The organism is Actinotalea sp. Marseille-Q4924, assembly GCF_916618755.1.
Lineage (GTDB): Bacteria > Actinomycetota > Actinomycetes > Actinomycetales > Cellulomonadaceae > Actinotalea.
In genome coordinates, this window is the sequence record NZ_CAKAKB010000004.1 from 230,462 (window position 1) to 245,663 (window position 15,202).

The window sequence follows — 15,202 nt, forward strand, 5'->3', positions numbered from 1 at the left end:
AGGGCCGAAAGTCCCGGACGGCCGGGTGGCGACGCTGCGCGTGACCAGGCGAAACGTTGCGTCGTGCGTCGTCGTTGTGGCGATTCGTTGCGCGGCGGTCAGCCGGGAGTGGGAGCGGGCCGCGGCGGGCCGACGGGTCGAACCCTCAGCGGGTGAGCTCGGCGTCGACGCGACGCAGGGCGTAGGTCACCATCGCGGCGAGCACCGGGCGCAGGATCGGGGCGGTCAGACCCGCCGGCAGACCGCGCAGGTGGACGCGCTCGACCCACGCGGCCTCGCAGGTGTCCGGCCCCAGAGGGCGGACCTGGACCTCGGCCGTCCCCAGGAGGACCGGACCGAGCTTCCGGTAGACCGCGGTGCCGACGGTCCCGGGCCCGTTCTCGTCGGTGTGCGGCGGGACCGAGCGCACCACCGCCATGCGGTCGACGACGCCCGGCGCACCTCGCGTCGCGAACGGCCCGCTGACCGCGGTGAAGACGGCGCCGACGGGCAGGCTCGCGGCGGCGTCCATGCGGGTCATCGGGATCCACCGGACGTGGTTGCGCATGTCCGTGAGGAGCACCCACGCGTCCTCGGCGCGCAGCGGCAGCACGCGCCGGGCCACGGCGGCGCGGGAGCGCGGTGCGTCGTCGTCGGCGGGGAGGCGAGGGGCGTCGTCGTCGGTCGTCGCGACCGCCAGGGCCGGGGTGGCGCGGCGGGACATCAGGACGGGCCTCATGGGTGACCTCGCGGGCTCGGGAGCGGTGCGTGGCGGCTGGTGCGGGTGGGTGCCGACGGGTGCCGGCGGACGCGACGGACGGGAACGGTTGCCGCGTCGGACCTGCGCCGACGGTAGTAGCGTCGCACGACATGGAGACACGTGTGCTGGGACGGACGGGCCGGGACGTCACGGTCGTCGGGCTGGGCTGCTGGCAGCTCGGGGCCGACTGGGGAGACGTCGGGGACGAGCAGGCGATGGAGATCCTGGGGGCGGCCGTCGACGCCGGCGTGACCTTCCTCGACACGGCGGACGTCTACGGCGACGGGCGGTCGGAGCGGTTCGTCGGCCGGCTGCTGCGCGAGCGTCCCGACGCCGGGCTCGTCGTGGCGACGAAGATGGGGCGCCGGTCGGACCCGCACGTGCCCGAGGCGTACACGCTCGACGCGATGCGGGCGTGGACGGACCGGTCGCGGGAGAACCTCGGCGTCGACACGCTCGACCTCACGCAGCTGCACTGCCCGCCCACGCCGGTGTACTCGCGTGACGACGTCTACGACGCGCTGGACACGCTCGTGCAGGAGGGGCGGATCGCCGCGTACGGGGTGTCCGTCGAGACCGTCGACGAGGCGCTGACCGCGATTGCCCGGCCGAATGTGGCGAGCGTGCAGATCATCCTCAACGCGTTCCGGCGCAAGCCGCTGGAGGAGGTGCTCCCGGCCGCCGTGGAGGCGGGCGTGGGGATCATCGCGCGGGTGCCGCTGGCGAGCGGGCTGCTGTCGGGGAAGTTCGACGAGAGCACGCAGTTCGCCGCGGACGACCACCGCACGTACAACCGCGGCGGGGACGCGTTCGACGTCGGCGAGACCTTCGCCGGGGTGCCGTACGAGGTGGGCGTCCGGGCGGCGCGCGAGGTGGCGGCGCTGACGCCGGACGGTGCGACGACGGCGCAGCTCGCGCTCCGCTGGATCATCGACCAGCCGGGCGTCACGACGGTCATCCCGGGCGCCAGCCGCCCCGAGCAGGCGCGGGCCAACGCGGCCGCCGCCGACCTGCCGCCGCTGACCGCCGAGCAGCAGGACGAGCTGCGGCGCATCTACGACGAGCGCATCCGGGAGCACGTGCACGGGCGCTGGTGAGCGGGTGCCCGGTGGCGCCGTGGGGCGGCCACCGGGCGCGGCGGGTCAGGTGCGGGTCAGGTGCGGGGTCAGTGGCGGCCGGTGTCGCCCGGGGCCGTCCAGCCCGTGCCCGGGTCCGGTCGGGTCTCCACGAGGCGGACGTCGCGGCCGTCGGTGATCGTGGGCGCGGCGGCGTCGCTGACCGCGACCTCGATGATGCGCGGGAACCGCGCGGGTGCCGGGCCGAACGCCTGGCGGGCGGAGGTCACGACCGTCTTGCCGAGGGCGCGCGCACCCGTCGCGCCGATGACCGCGCCGATGCCGAACGGCGCCAGCCGGCCGAACGCGAGCGCACCCTGCTTGGCGGCCTGCCGCTGGAGGAAACGACGGGTGAGGCGCGCGTTGACGCGCTTGATCGTCGTCGTCGGCATGTTGACGAGCAGCGTGCGCGCCCAGCTGCCGTTGAGCCCCACCTCGCCGCTGATCGCCTTCGTGCCCTGGTCGCCCAGGACCGTGGCCATGAGGAGCGTCCGACGGCGCGCCGTCTCCTCGATCCCGATGCCGTGCACGTCGGCGACGGCGAGCGCGAACGCCGACGACGCCCCGAAGAAGGTGGCGACCTCGGCGCTCGTCAGGGCGATGCCGACGCCCGTGCCGATCGCGGGCGCGGCGGCCGCGGCGCCGACGGCGCCCCCGGACGTGGAGACGGCCATGAGGTACTGCTTCTCCAGCAGCGCGATGATCTGCGCGGGGGACGCCTCGGGGTTGCGCCGGCGCAGACGCTCGACGTGGGCCCGGATCGCCGCGGAGGGGACGGAGACCGCCTTGTCGAGCGCCGCGTCGAGGATCGGGACGCCGGTGACGGGGGACGGCGGCGGCGCCCCGGGTCCGTGCTGACCCGACGGCCGGACGTCGTCGAGCGGGAGCGTCCCGGCGGCGAAGACGTCGTCGGGGCCACCGTGGGACGGGTACGGGCCGTGCGGGCGCGGGACGTCAGGCATGTCCCGATGGTCGCACGGGGTCGCGGGGGAGTCGCGGCGTGCTCTCCGTCCTACCGGCTGCGGGAGGGGCCGGTGTGGTCGGTCAGGCGACGCCGTCCGCGGTGACGCGAGCGCCGTCCGGCACCTGCCCACCGGATCCGGCCAGGCGCGCCTCGCCCTCGACGACGACGTCGCGCCCGAACGCCCAGTCGCCCTCGACGCGCAGAGCGGTGGCCGAGCGCAGTGACGGGGTGTGCGGGACGCGGGCGTCGAACGCGTCGATGGTCTTGTAGTGGTCGGTGTCGAGGTCGACGAACGGTGCGTCGACCTGGGCGACGAGCCGTCCGGCGTCGTCGTCGGCGTAGACGTCGGAACGGAGGACCAGCAGGTCGTTCGTCGTCTTCACCGGCAGGAAGCGGCTGCGCGGCACCTCCAGGGCCGTGGCGCCGTCGAACGCCTCGACCGCCGCGCCCATGGCGGACTCGATCTGCACGACCTTCGTCGAGTCCTTGCGCGTGGGGTCGACGGTCTTGTCGTTGCGGATGAGCGGCAGCTGCATGACCCCGCCCGTGCGCTCGAGCTCGGCGGCGAGCGCGCGGAGGTCGAACCAGAGGTTGTTGGTGTGGAAGTACGGGTGGACCGCGATGTCCGAGGCGACCGCCTCGTCCTCGGGCGGCGTCTGCGCGGTCTCGCGCAGGACGATGCGGTCGTCGCTCCTGCGGATGACGAGGTGCCCGCCCTTGCGGTCCGCGGGCGTGCGGCGGCACACCTCCGCGGCGTACGGGGCGCCGCTCGCGGCGAACCAGCCGGCGATGCGGGCGTCGGGGACGGTGCCGAGGTTGTCCGAGTTCGACACGCTGGCGTAGCGGAACCCGGCGTCGAGGAGCGCTTGGAGCGTGCCCGAGGCGTACAGGGCGGTGTAGAGGTCGCCGTGGCCGGGCGGGCACCACTCCAGGCTCGGGTCCTCGGGCCACTCGACCGGCGTGAGGTCGTCGGCGCGGAGCTTCGGCTCGCGGTTCTGCAGGAAGTCCAGCGGCAGGCCGTCGACGGCGAGCTCGGGATACCGGGCCAGCGCGGCGAGGCTGTCGTCCTGGGTGCGGAAGCTGTTCATGAGCACCAGCGGCAGGCGGGCGCCCGTGGCCTCGCGCGCGGCGAGCACCTGGGCGGCGATGACGTCGAGGAACGTCTTGTCGCCGCGCACGCGGAGCAGGGACTTCGCCTTGTCCATGCCCATGGACGTGCCGAGGCCGCCGTTGAGCTTGAGGACCGCGGTGGCGCCGAGGGCGTCGCGCGCGGCGTCGTCGTCGACGGTCAGGGCGTCGAGCTGCGCCACGTCCGTGAGGGGGCGGACCGTCGACTCGGGGATGACGCCCGTCTCGCCGGACTCGAGGAGCCCGTAGAAGCGGGTGAAGACCTGGATCGCGGTGGGGGAGACGCCGGCCTCCTCCATCTTGCGGCGGGCGAGGGCAAGTCCGTCAGCGCTCATGGTGATCAACCTAGGCCGGGGGGCCGACACGTGCACGGGCTGTTGCCGTGCCGGCGGATCGCGGTGAGGGCGCGGTGGACCGGCGTGGTGCGGGCGTCAGGCGCCGTCGAACCGGGCGCCGGTCGCGTGCTGGGGCACGACGACGTGCACGGCGTTGCGCTGCACCTCGAACGTCGTGGGCGTCTGGCCGGTGATCTCGCCGTCCATGTTGATCCGCAGGGCGGGCTCGGTGACGAGGCGGACGCGCCGGGTGGCACGGTGGTGGACCTTCTCGTGCTCGATGAAGTGCCCGGTGCGCAGCAGCCGCGCCATGCTCACGTGGTCGCGCAGGCGGCCGTGCTCCACGACGTCCACGTCGAGCATGTGGTCGTCGATGTCCGCGTGCGGGGCGACGGTCGCGCCCCCGCCGAAGTGCCGGCCGTTGCCGATCGAGACCTGGAGCAGGTCGTCGACCTCGAGGGTGGGGTGGTCGCCGTCGGGGAACTCCAGGCGCGCGGCGAACGGCTGGTGGCGGCGGTAGGCGCGCACGGCCGCCACGGGGTAGGCGAGCGGCCCGAGCCGCCGCTTGAGCGTGGGCGACAGGGCGCCGGTGACCTCGACGGACAGGCCGACGGAGGCCACGTTGAGGAACGGCCGGCTGTCGGCGCGGCCGAGGTCGATGTCGACGACCGTGCCGTCGGCGAGGACGGCACAGGCCTCCCGGAGGTCGTCGGGGATCTCCAGCGTGCGGGCGAGGTCGTTGGCGGTGCCCAGCGGCAGGACGCCGAGCACGGTTCGGCTCCCGGCGACCCGGCCCGCCGCGCAGCTCACCGTGCCGTCGCCACCGCCGACGACGAGCAGGTCGGGTGCGTCGGCCAGCGCGCGGTCGAGGACCGACTCGAGGTCGTCGTCCCTGCGGACGACGTGCTCGGCCGCGAGCGGGATGCCGGCGGCCCGGACGGCGTCGCCCACGTCACGCGCGGAGCCGCGGCGCGAGCCTGCGTTGACGACGAGCACCGCGGAGTCGATCGGGCGGTCGGGCATGGGACTGACGGTAGGGGGTGCGGCTGGACTTCTGATGCGAAGGGCCCCGTGCAGCAGCGAGCCCCGCCCGACGGGTGCCGGGCGGGGCTCGCTGTGGCGACGACTACTTCAGGGTCTTGACAGGCTCGATGCCTCAGCGCCGCGACGCCTCCCGGGCCAGCCGGATCGCCGCCTCCCGGTCCGTCACGCGGAGCTTCTTGAGGATCGCCGAGATGTGGGTGCGTACGGTCACCGGCGCGACGAACAGGCGCTGCGCGATCTGCTCCGTCGTCAGGTCGTCCCCCATGAGCTCCAGGATCTCCTGCTCGCGGCTGGTGAGCCGGGAGGTGGCGCGCCGGCGCAGGTCGACCCGACGCCGCGGTTCCTCGCGGAACTGGTCCACGACGCGCATGACGAGCGACCGCGGCAGTGCCGCCTCGCCGGCGATCACGCCGCGCAGGGCCGCGCCCAGCCGCCCGGGGTCCATGTCCTTGACGAGGTACCCCGACGCCCCCGCCCGCAGCGCCTCGAACAGGTCCTCGTCCTCACGGCTGGCGGTGAGCATGACGACGGGCGTCTGTGGCAGGGCCCGGGTGATCTCCATGGCGGCGACGATCCCGCTCCCCGGCATGTGGATGTCCAGCAGGCACACGTCCGGCCGGTGCTCGCGTGCCGAGGCGAGAGCGCGTGCGCCGTCGCCGACCCGCGCCACCACGGTGAAGCCGTCGGCCTCCAGGGCACGTGCCACCTCGTCGCGGGTCGGCACGTGGTCGTCCGCGATGAGCACGCGAATCGATTCGCTCACGACCACGTCACTCGCACGGTCGTCCCCTCTCCGGGCGCGGACTGGACTGCCAGCGTGCCACCGACCCCGGCCGCGCGCTCGTTCATGCTCGTGAGCCCGAAGCCGCTGGGCGGGCCGTCGTCCGGTCGGTGCGCCGTGAACCCGCGGCCGTCGTCCGCCACGAGGAGGGAGAGGGGGTCCGCCGTGAGGCGCACCCGGATCCGGGCGGCCTGCCCATGCCGCACGGCGTTGTGGATGGCCTCACCCGTGATGCGCAGCAGGGCATCGGCGAGGGCGCCGTCGACGTCCGCACGCGGGTCGATCTCCGTCTCGACCTTCACGTCGTACTGCTCGCCCAGCGCCACGACGGTGCGCTGCAGCGCCGTGGGCAGGTGCTCGTCCTCCGGTCGGGTCAGGGCGGCCAGGGCCCGCCGGGACTCCTCGATGGCGCGCCCAGCCGCGCCGCCGATGCGCTCGACGACGGCGAGGTCGCCCGGGTTCGCGGACAGCCGCTGGTACTGCGCCCGGATGTACGAGAGCTCCTGGATGACCCCGTCGTGGAGCTCGCGCGCCATCCGGCGGCGGTCCTCCAGCACGGCCACCTGCGCCCGTGTGCGCCAGTAGGTGGTGATCTCCTGCGCAGCACCCACGAGGAGGAGCAGGTAGAACCCGAGCCGGAGCACGTCGCCGGTGTAGACGACGTCCGAGTAGAGCGAGGGGTAGAGCACGTAGTGCAGACGCCCCACCGCCGACAAGGTGCACCCGGCCGCCAGCCACCGCAGGAACGGGTCCTGCCGCCGGTCGGCCTGCCTCACGAAGGCGACGGCGCCCACGGCGTAGAGCAGGGCGTCGAGCCCGAGGACGCCGAGCGCGGCGGGATGCGCCACCAGCTGCGGGCGCGTGGCGTCCCCGACGGCGGCCGGGTCCACCACGGGCGGCAGCGACCCGGCCGCCACCGAGCCGGCGACGGCCACGGCGACCAGCGCCAGGACGAAGAGCGTGGACGTCAGGGCCGCACGCCGGCGGTCGGCCCGCCGACCGCCGGAGACCAGGGCCGCGGTGGCCACCGTGGTCGCGCCCACCAGCCGGAACCCGAGCGGTACCCATGAGCCGGTGAGCGTGCCCATGCCGTCCTGCACCGCGGACGGGATCGCGGTCAGGACCAGGCCGGCCACGGCGGCTGTGGACAGCGCCAGACCGAGGAGCAGGTCCTGGAGCCGGCGCCCCTCGCGGAACCGTCCGTAGACCACGTACCCGACGACGATCGCGATGATCGCGTTGACGGTCTCGAGCATGACCCGCAGGGCGGGTGACTCGTAGGCGAAGCGGGCGAACGGCAGGGCGACGACCGCGACCGTGAACGCGGCAGCGACGAGGGCTGCCGCCGCGGCGAGCGCCGCAGCGGACCGCTCGGCGACCCTGCCCCGCTTGCCGGTCACGCCGATGACCCTAGTGACGAATCCATGACCATCTCTCGCGGACCGCGGGTGAACCCTTCCACCCCCTGGCGCGCCGCGAAACGGTGCGACCCGTCGCTAGAGTCGGCGTGGCGCCGGCACAGCAGCCCGTCGAGGGCATCCGGCACGACGGCGGCCGGGAGGCACGATGCAGGCGGAGACGGCGGTCGCCCCATGAGTTCCGGACGGACCGAGATCGCCGTCGTCGGTAGCGTCAACGTCGACCTCGTCGCCACCGTCGCCCGCCTGCCCCTGCCCGGCCAGACCGTCCCTGCCCTCGGCTTCGAGCAGTTCTCCGGCGGCAAGGGGGCCAACCAGGCGGTGGCCGCCGCTCGGCTCGGCCGCCGGGTGGCGCTCGTGGGGCTGACCGGCTCCGATGCCGAGGGCGCGGCGGTCCGCGCGGCGCTGGCGCGCGGCGGTGTCGACGTGACGCACCTCGGTGTCGCCGACGGGGCTCCGACCGGGCGGGCCATCGTCCTCGTCGCCGACGACGCGGAGAACTCGATCGTGGTCGTCGCCGGGTCCAACGCCCTCCTCGGCGAGGTGGACGTGGCTGCGGCGTCCGAGGAGCTGCGCGACGCCGCCGTCGTCCTCGCGCAGCTCGAGGTCCCGGTGGACGCGGTGCTCGCGGCCGCCCGCGGTGCGGCGGGCACCTTCGTGCTCAACCCTGCGCCCGCCCGCGAGCTGCCGGACGAGCTGCTCGACCTCGTCGACGTGCTCGTGCTCAACGAGGTCGAGTACGAGGTCGTGATCGGTCGTCCCCTGCCTGCGGACCTCGCCGACCTCCCGGCGCACCTCGCGCAGAGCGGCCTCCGCTGCGCCGTCGTCGTCACGCTGGGTGGGCGCGGCGCGGCGCTGTGCCAGGACGGGGCCGTCGTCGTCGAGACGCCGCCGCACGTGCCCGTGGTGGACACGACCGGAGCGGGTGACACGTTCATCGGGGCCCTCGCGGACGCACTGAGCCGGCACGAGGGGCCCCCCGCAGCGCTGCGCTGGGCGGTGCACGCGGCCTCGCTCAGCGTCGGCGCCCTCGGCGCGACCACGGGGATGCCGACGTCGGACCAGGTCGGCGCCTCTCTGGCGCGGTCGTCGACCGACGACGGCGTGCCGCGATGAGCCGCCGGGACGCCGCCCCGCGGCCGGGCAACGCGTACCGAGACCTCCTCACCCTCGGGCTGTTCGCCTCGATCTTCAGCGCGGCGATGATCCAGGGCGGGCTGGGCGCGCTGCTGCCGTACATGGGCGAGGACATGCCCATGACGTACACGCTCGAGAGCCTCCACATCACCGGCCTCGCCGCGGGCGGCCTCGTCGCCTCGGCGCTCGCGGAGCCCGCCCGACGGCGTCTGGGCCGCGGCCGCGTGCTCGTGCTCGGCGCCTCCTCCTGCGCCGTGGGGTCGGTGCTCCTGGCCGTCGCCCCGACGCCGCTCCTCAGCGCCGAGGCGATGCTCTTCATCGGCTTCGGGCTGACCAGCACGCTCATCGCGGGTCAGGTGCTTCTCGCGGCGCTGCACGGCGCGCGCGGTGCGCGGATGATCGGCGAGCTCAACGTCTCGTACAGCGTGGGGGCGCTGCTCGCGACGGCGGCCCTGCCGGTCCTCGCCGCGAGCGCCCTCGGTTGGCGCGGCTTCGCCGGCATCCCCGCGCTCCTGCTCGTCCTCCTCGTGCTGCCGCTGGTCGTGGTGGGCGTGCGCCGGACGGCGACCGACGGCGCCGTCGCCGTCCCCGCGGGCACGGGCCACGCCGCCGGACGCGCGCGGCTGGCGCCCGCGGTCATGCTGCTGTGCGTCGTCGTGGAGTGGGGCTTCCTCTTCTGGCTCGCGACCCACCTGACGACGGTCGCCGGACTGAGCACCGCGGACGCCTCGCGGGCGACGGCGGCGATGTGGGTCGCGGTGCTGGTCGGCCGGGTCGCTGGCAGCCGCCTGCTCGGCATGCTGCGCCCGGGCCTCCTGCTCGGGGGATCGCTCGGCCTCGCCGTCGTCGCCACGGTCGCCCTGACCGTCGTCACCACGCCGGGCGCGGCGCTGGTCACCGGCGTCGCAGCGGGTCTCGCGGCCGCCAACCTCTACGCCGCGTCCGTCGCCTACCTCATCGAGGCCGACCCCGTCCGCGCAGACGCCGCCGTCGCCCGCGGCTCGCTGCTCTCCGCCGTCGCGCTGGTCGTGGCGCCGCTGGGCATGGGCGTGCTCGCCGACGTCATCGGGCTGCGCACCGCCTTCGCGGGCGTCGGCGCCGTGGGGATCGTCGCGTCCGCCGTGATGCTCGCGATCACCTGGCCGGCGCCGCGTCGTCCCGTGCGGCCCGTGACCGTGGCCTCGACCGTCCCCGCTGCGCAGGCAGCACCCGTCCCGCCCGAGGAGAGCTGAGATGACCCACCACGCCACCGGCCCCGTCGTCCTGTCCGAGGCGGTCGCGGACGCCCTCGCGGAGGGCCGGCCCGTCGTCGCGCTGGAGTCGACGATCATCTCTCACGGCTTCCCGCGCCCCAGGAACCTCGAGGTCGCGCGCACCTTCGAGCAGACGCTCGTCAACGAGGGCGTGACGCCCGCGACGATCGCCGTCATCGACGGCGTGCCGCACGTCGGCCTCGACGACGCGCAGGTCGAGCGGATCGCGCAGGACGAGTCGGTCATCAAGGTCTCCAGCCGCGACCTCGGCCCGGCGATGGTCGCCCGCGCCACGGGCGCGACCACGGTCGCCGCGACCGCCCTGCTCGCCCACCGCGCCGGGCTGCGCGTGTTCTCCACCGGCGGGCTCGGCGGCGTGCACCGCGGGGCGTCGCAGTCCTACGACGAGTCCGCCGACCTGACGATGGTGGCGCGGATGCCGATCACGGTGATCTCCGCGGGGGCCAAGTCGATCCTCGACATCCCGGCGACGCTGGAGCGGCTGGAGACGCTCGGCGTGACGGTCGTCGGCTACCGCACGAAGCACTACCCAGGCTTCTACCTCAGCGACTCCGGGTACGAGATCGACTGGCAGGTCGACTCCGCCGAGGAGATCGCGGGGATCATGGCGGCGAACGACGCGCTCGGCCTGGAGAACGCCGTCCTCGTCGCAAACCCGCTGCCGGTGGACAAGCAGCTCGACCCGGAGCTGCACGACCGGGTCCTGGCCGAGGGGCTCGCGGAGTCCGAGCAACGCGGCATCCACGGCAAGGAGGCCACGCCGTTCCTGCTCGCGTGGATGGTCGAGCACACCCAGGGCAGGAGCCTCGAGGTCAACATCGACATCGCGGTGAACAACATCCGCCTCGGCGGGGAGATCGCGCGGGCGTGGGTGGGTCGGTCAGCGTGACCGGTCGTGGTGTCCCGGGCGGGGCGGAGCCGGACCGGCGACGGGTGGTCGTCGTCGGCGACGTCATCGACGACATCGTCGTCCGCCCGCAGGGCGCGGTCACGCACGACTCGGACACGCGCTCGGAGATCGTGCGGCGCGAGGGCGGCTCGGCGGCCAACATGGCGTGCTGGCTGGCCTCGACCGGGGTGCCGGTGACGTTCGTGGGGCGGGTCGCCGCGGCCGACGTCGAGCGGCACACCGCGGCGATGGAGGCGTTCGGTGTGGACGCCCGGCTCATCGGCGACGAGGAGCGCGAGACGGGTCGGATCATCATCCTCGTCGACCCCGACGGTGCCCGGACGATGTACACCGACCGCGGTGCCAACCTCGCGCTCGTCGCCGACGACGTCCCGGTCGGCCTGGTCGAGGACGCGGCGCTGCTGCACCTCTCGGGGTACTCGTTCGTCGAGCCCGGGGTGCGCGAGGCGGCCCTGACGCTCATGGCGCGGGCTCGTGAGGCCGGTGTCCCGGTCTCGGTGGACCCGAGCTCGGCCGCGTTCCTGCGCGAGGTCGGCGCCGCGGAGTTCCTCGCCTGGACCGCCGGGGCGGCGCTGTGCTTCCCGAACCACGACGAGGCACACGTCCTCACCGGCGTCGAGCGGCCCGAGGACGCGGCCGAGGCGCTCAGCAAGCACTACGGGCTGGTCGCCGTCACCTGCGGGGCGGCGGGCGCCGTCGTCGCCGCGGGCGGGCACCTGCTCGGCAGCGTGGTGCAGGAGCCGGTCGCCGCCGTCGACAGCACCGGGGCGGGCGACGCGTTCTGCGCGGGGTTCCTCGACGCGTGGACGTCGGGTCAGACCGAGGCGCTGGCCGCCGCTCACGCCGGCGCGGCGCTGGCCCGCGACGCCGTCAGCCGCATGGGCGGGCGGCCGCGACGGGTCGTGCGCCAGGGTGACGGGGCGTGGCGCACGGCGGCGGACTGACGGGCGCCGCCGTCGGCGTGCGTCCCGAGCGCTCGCCGAGCGCCCGGGACGAGGTGCGCACGCTCAGTGCGCGACGAGGGGTCGATGCGGTCGGTGGATGCGGGGCGGCGCCACGTGGTGGTCCCGCGACGCCCCGGCGGTGCCGAGCACGGGGTGCGCCGGCATCGCGCGGTCGATCGCGACGTACACCAGCCCGAGCACGGCGAACCCGGCGCTGAGCAGCACGACGTTGCGGAGCAGCCCGCCCCAGCCCAGGTCGGCCAGGTTGATGAAGCCGTACTCGTAGTGCGGCTCGGCGATGAGCTCGGCACGGACGAGCGCGAACGCCACGTACGCGATCATGTACGACAGCCAGATGGCCGGCGCGCTCCAGCGCAGGCGCCGGTGCGCGTCGAGGACGAGGAAGTCGATCAGCGCCAGCACGGGCGTGACCTGGTGCTCGATCGTCCCCTGGGTCATGCCCAGGAAGCGGATCGGCGCGTCCGGCGACTCCGGGCCGAGGATGAAGAACACCACGAGGCCCGTGACCGATAGCAGCATGAGGACGCCCACCTTGAACCAGGCGGGCGGCTGCCGGAAGAGGCCGAGCGAGGCGAGCGCCGCCCAGATCATCACGACGGCGAGCATGAGGTTCGCCTGGTTCGTGAAGCGGGTGAGCTCGTGCGGTTGGAGGTCGAGCCAGACCTCCTTGGTCGCGGCGAGGGCGAGCGTCGCGATGGACAGACGGAACAGCACGGCGAACAGGTCCACGGGGCACCTCCGGGAACGGGACCATGACGGGATCGGTGATGACCTGTTGGTCCCACGCTAGGACGGCGCGGTCCGACCCGTGGTGGGTTTGGGACAGGCGGTTGACGCCGGAATCGCCGACGGGCGCGGTCGGCGTCAGGCGCCGTCGGCGAGGTGGGTGGTGCCGGCCAGGACGTCCTCCCGCAGGATCCGTCGTGCCCGGTCCGGCTCCTCGAGGAACGGGCTGTGCGCGGACTCCCGGAACGTGTAGAAGCCCTTCGCCGGCGCCTGGACTGTCTCCAGGTACGCGCGGGCGAGGTCGTAGCTGCAGGTGTGGTCGTGGATGCCGTGGAACAGGTAGAGGGGCACGTCGAGCGCCGGCACCGTCTCGCCCAGGTCGGTGGCCAGCGCCTCGTCCCACAGGGCGCTGACGCTGGACGCGACCTTCGCCCGCCACGTCCGGACCTTCTCCGCCGGCGTGTACTGCGGGCTGCGCAGGGAGGGCCAGACGATGCCGGTCAGCACCGACCGCATGTCGCGGGTGGTGCCGACGCCGAGCCGGTGCATCGCGGTGTCGCGGACCCGGAGGTAGGCACGTGGCGTGCCGTCCGCGACGGTCGCCGGCGCGCGGCGGAGCCGGCGCACCATCCGTTCGTCCCCGAGCTCCTCGTACCGGCGGAGCATGTGCTCGTACGCCCGTGCCTCCGAGCGGCGCTGGTCGACCATCTGCGCGACGCCGATGTACGCGTGGAACCGCTCCGGCGACCGCGCGGCCGCCTGCAGGCCGACGAACGTCCCGCCGGAGTGCGCCATGAGGTAGACCTTGTCGACGCCGAAGCGCTCGCACAGGTGGTCGGTGACCGCGAGCGTGTCGGCGACGAGCTGCTCGGCGGTCAGGGATGCGCGGGGGAGTCGCGGGTCGAACGACAGGCCCGCGCCGCGCTGCTCCCACCAGGCCACGGTGAACAGGTCCTCCACCCCGGTGGGGTACCGCTCGGTGAGGACGTACTCCGGCATCCCGCCGTGGAGGAACAGCAGGACGGGCTGCGTGACGTCCCTGCTGCGGAGGATCACGCCCTGGCGGGTGCCGTTGACGTCGAGGAACACCTTCTCCGCGAGGCTGCCGGCGACGGGTCGGCCCTTGGTGTCGAGGACGGGGAGAACTCGCCCGTCGCTCCAGAGTCCCGTGCGGCGCAGCACCGCCCCGACGGCGACGGCGGCCGACGTCGCGATGGCGAGACTGCGCGGCCTGCTCACGCCGGCCGGCCCGCGGGGACGGCTACGGGGGAGGTGCACGGGGACGCGTCGGTCCGCGCCGCGGCCTCGGCGCGGTCGCGCACGGTGCGCAGCATCTTCCGGAGCATCCAGATGTTCGCGACCTCCAGAACCGACTCGGTGATGGCCTGTCGGTTCCACGCTAGGTCGGCGTGGTCCGGCACGTGAGCGGTTCGGACAGGGGGTTGGGACCGGCTCCCAAGGGTGCGGGGGGTAGTCCGCGACGGCGGTGGCGACGCATCAGCGCTCGGCGTCGAGCGGCAGCGACCTGACGCTGCTGAACTGTCGTGGACGCCCGTCCACGGGGTCGGTGAACGCCACCTCGGACGCGAGGAGCTGCAGAGGCCGACGGAAGTCGTCGACCGCCACGTCACGGACCACGGGGTACAACGGGTCGTCGATGATGGGGATGCCGAGTCCGAGCAGGTGCAGGCGCAGCTGGTGGGTGCGGCCCGTCCGTGGTCTGAGGCGGTAGATGCCGACGCCATCCCTCTCTCGCTCGAGATCGACGTGCGTCTCGGCATTGACGGCCGCATCCGGCACGACCTCGGCGCGCCACGTGCCGCGGTCCTTGCGGATGTGGTTGCGCACGACGGTCGGCAGCGCCAGGTCGTCGCGCAGGGGCGCGAGCGCCCGGTACGTCTTGTCGACCGCGCGCTGCTCGAACGCCGTCTGGTAGGCGCCGCGCCACCGGCGCTCCGTCGCGAGCATCAGCAGCCCGGACGTGACGCGGTCGAGGCGGTGGAGCGGCGACAGCTCCGGCAGGTCCAGCTCCGCCCGCAGCCGGACGACGACGCTCTGCCGCACGTGCCGACCCCGCGGGATGGTGGAGAGGAAGGGCGGCTTGTCCACGACGACGATCCGCTCGTCCCTGTGGACCACGTGCACGTGACCCGGGACCTCGGGCTCGTCGCGCAGGTCCCGGTGGAACCACACGAAACGATGGGGCGCATAGGGTTCCGCCTCGCGCACCGGCCGGCCGGCCTCGTCGACGACGCGTTCCGCGGCCAGCAGTCCAGCCACGTCGACGCCGTCCGGCAGGCGGTGACGCAGCCATGCGCTCATCGTCGGCCAGGGAGACGGGTTCAGGGGGTCGCGGTCAGGCGTGCGCAGCCAGGCGGCGGCGAGACCATGGCGTGCCGGGAGCGGTGAGCGGGGAGGCACCGGCCGATCGTAGGGCCCCGCTGCCGACCGCAGCGGCAGGTCCGGGTCGAGGCGTTGAGTTCACATCTCAACGCCGTGCACACCCGATCGGCGTAGTTCACGACGCACCTGGCTCCGTAACGTCCCGTCAGCAAGCCGTGACACGTTGATCCGGGGTCCTCCATCTGGTCGCTTCGACCCCGGGGAGTGAGTAGCGAAACCGACGCGGTGCTGTACCCGATCTCGGTTCCTGCCCCAGGAGTGCT

General features: G+C 74.1%; 14 protein-coding genes and 1 riboswitch. Of the genes, 5 read left to right on the forward strand and 9 right to left on the reverse strand.

Annotated features, from left to right (window positions below):
• Positions 1-145 precede the first annotated feature (145 nt).
• Positions 146-718, reverse strand: coding sequence for a hypothetical protein (locus LG379_RS13855; protein WP_225755177.1), 573 nt, complete (start codon positions 716-718; stop codon positions 146-148).
• Positions 719-849: 131 nt separating this feature from the next.
• On the opposite strand from LG379_RS13855, the gene LG379_RS13860 reads away from it, so the two are divergent.
• Positions 850-1,836: an aldo/keto reductase gene (locus tag LG379_RS13860; RefSeq protein WP_225755178.1), complete on the forward strand. Its 987-nt coding sequence runs from the start codon at positions 850-852 to the stop codon at positions 1,834-1,836.
• Between the two features lie 68 nt (positions 1,837-1,904).
• Here LG379_RS13860 and LG379_RS13865 read toward each other — a convergent pair whose 3' ends face one another.
• The 5 genes from LG379_RS13865 to LG379_RS13885 form a co-directional block, all read right to left on the reverse strand.
• Positions 1,905-2,816 carry a hypothetical protein gene (locus LG379_RS13865; RefSeq protein WP_225755179.1) on the reverse strand — a complete coding sequence of 304 codons (912 nt, stop codon included), beginning with the start codon at positions 2,814-2,816 and terminating at the stop codon, positions 1,905-1,907.
• 82 nt (positions 2,817-2,898) lie between these two features.
• Positions 2,899-4,281, reverse strand: coding sequence for a UTP--glucose-1-phosphate uridylyltransferase (locus tag LG379_RS13870; protein WP_225755180.1), 1,383 nt, complete (start codon positions 4,279-4,281; stop codon positions 2,899-2,901).
• Between the two features lie 96 nt (positions 4,282-4,377).
• Entirely contained in the window at positions 4,378-5,304 is a 927-nt protein-coding gene (locus LG379_RS13875) for a lipid kinase (RefSeq protein WP_225755181.1), read from the reverse strand.
• A gap of 133 nt (positions 5,305-5,437) precedes the next feature.
• Entirely contained in the window at positions 5,438-6,088 is a 651-nt protein-coding gene (locus tag LG379_RS13880) for a response regulator transcription factor (protein ID WP_225755182.1), read from the reverse strand.
• Positions 6,085-7,506, reverse strand: coding sequence for a sensor histidine kinase (locus LG379_RS13885; protein WP_225755183.1), 1,422 nt, complete (start codon positions 7,504-7,506; stop codon positions 6,085-6,087). The genes LG379_RS13880 and LG379_RS13885 overlap by 4 nt, the downstream gene beginning before the upstream one ends.
• Before the next feature lie 192 nt (positions 7,507-7,698).
• On the opposite strand from LG379_RS13885, the gene LG379_RS13890 reads away from it, so the two are divergent.
• The 4 genes from LG379_RS13890 to LG379_RS13905 are packed head-to-tail and all read left to right on the forward strand — an operon-like array spanning position 7,699 to position 11,789.
• Positions 7,699-8,640, forward strand: coding sequence for a ribokinase (locus tag LG379_RS13890; protein ID WP_225755184.1), 942 nt, complete (start codon positions 7,699-7,701; stop codon positions 8,638-8,640).
• Positions 8,637-9,893 carry a sugar MFS transporter gene (locus LG379_RS13895; RefSeq protein WP_225755185.1) on the forward strand — a complete coding sequence of 419 codons (1,257 nt, stop codon included), beginning with the start codon at positions 8,637-8,639 and terminating at the stop codon, positions 9,891-9,893. The genes LG379_RS13890 and LG379_RS13895 overlap by 4 nt, the downstream gene beginning before the upstream one ends.
• A 1-nt stretch (position 9,894) precedes the next feature.
• The gene (locus tag LG379_RS13900; RefSeq protein ID WP_225755186.1) at positions 9,895-10,824 is read left to right on the forward strand and encodes a pseudouridine-5'-phosphate glycosidase; all 930 of its coding nucleotides are present in this window, start codon (positions 9,895-9,897) and stop codon (positions 10,822-10,824) included.
• Positions 10,821-11,789 (forward strand): carbohydrate kinase family protein, encoded by a 969-nt coding sequence (locus tag LG379_RS13905; RefSeq protein ID WP_225755187.1) that lies wholly within the window; start codon positions 10,821-10,823, stop codon positions 11,787-11,789. Before LG379_RS13900 ends, LG379_RS13905 begins: the two co-directional genes overlap by 4 nt.
• A 63-nt stretch (positions 11,790-11,852) precedes the next feature.
• Here LG379_RS13905 and LG379_RS13910 read toward each other — a convergent pair whose 3' ends face one another.
• The 3 genes from LG379_RS13910 to LG379_RS13920 form a co-directional block, all read right to left on the reverse strand.
• Positions 11,853-12,539, reverse strand: coding sequence for a Pr6Pr family membrane protein (locus LG379_RS13910; protein WP_225755188.1), 687 nt, complete (start codon positions 12,537-12,539; stop codon positions 11,853-11,855).
• A 135-nt stretch (positions 12,540-12,674) separates the two neighbouring features.
• A complete protein-coding gene (locus LG379_RS13915) occupies positions 12,675-13,775 on the reverse strand; it encodes an alpha/beta fold hydrolase (protein WP_225755189.1) in 1,101 nt (366 codons plus the stop codon).
• A 258-nt stretch (positions 13,776-14,033) separates the two neighbouring features.
• The gene (locus LG379_RS13920; RefSeq protein ID WP_225755190.1) at positions 14,034-14,858 is read right to left on the reverse strand and encodes a pseudouridine synthase; all 825 of its coding nucleotides are present in this window, start codon (positions 14,856-14,858) and stop codon (positions 14,034-14,036) included.
• 228 nt (positions 14,859-15,086) lie between these two features.
• Positions 15,087-15,169, forward strand: a riboswitch (cyclic di-GMP riboswitch).
• The last annotated feature ends 33 nt before the right edge of the window (positions 15,170-15,202 follow it).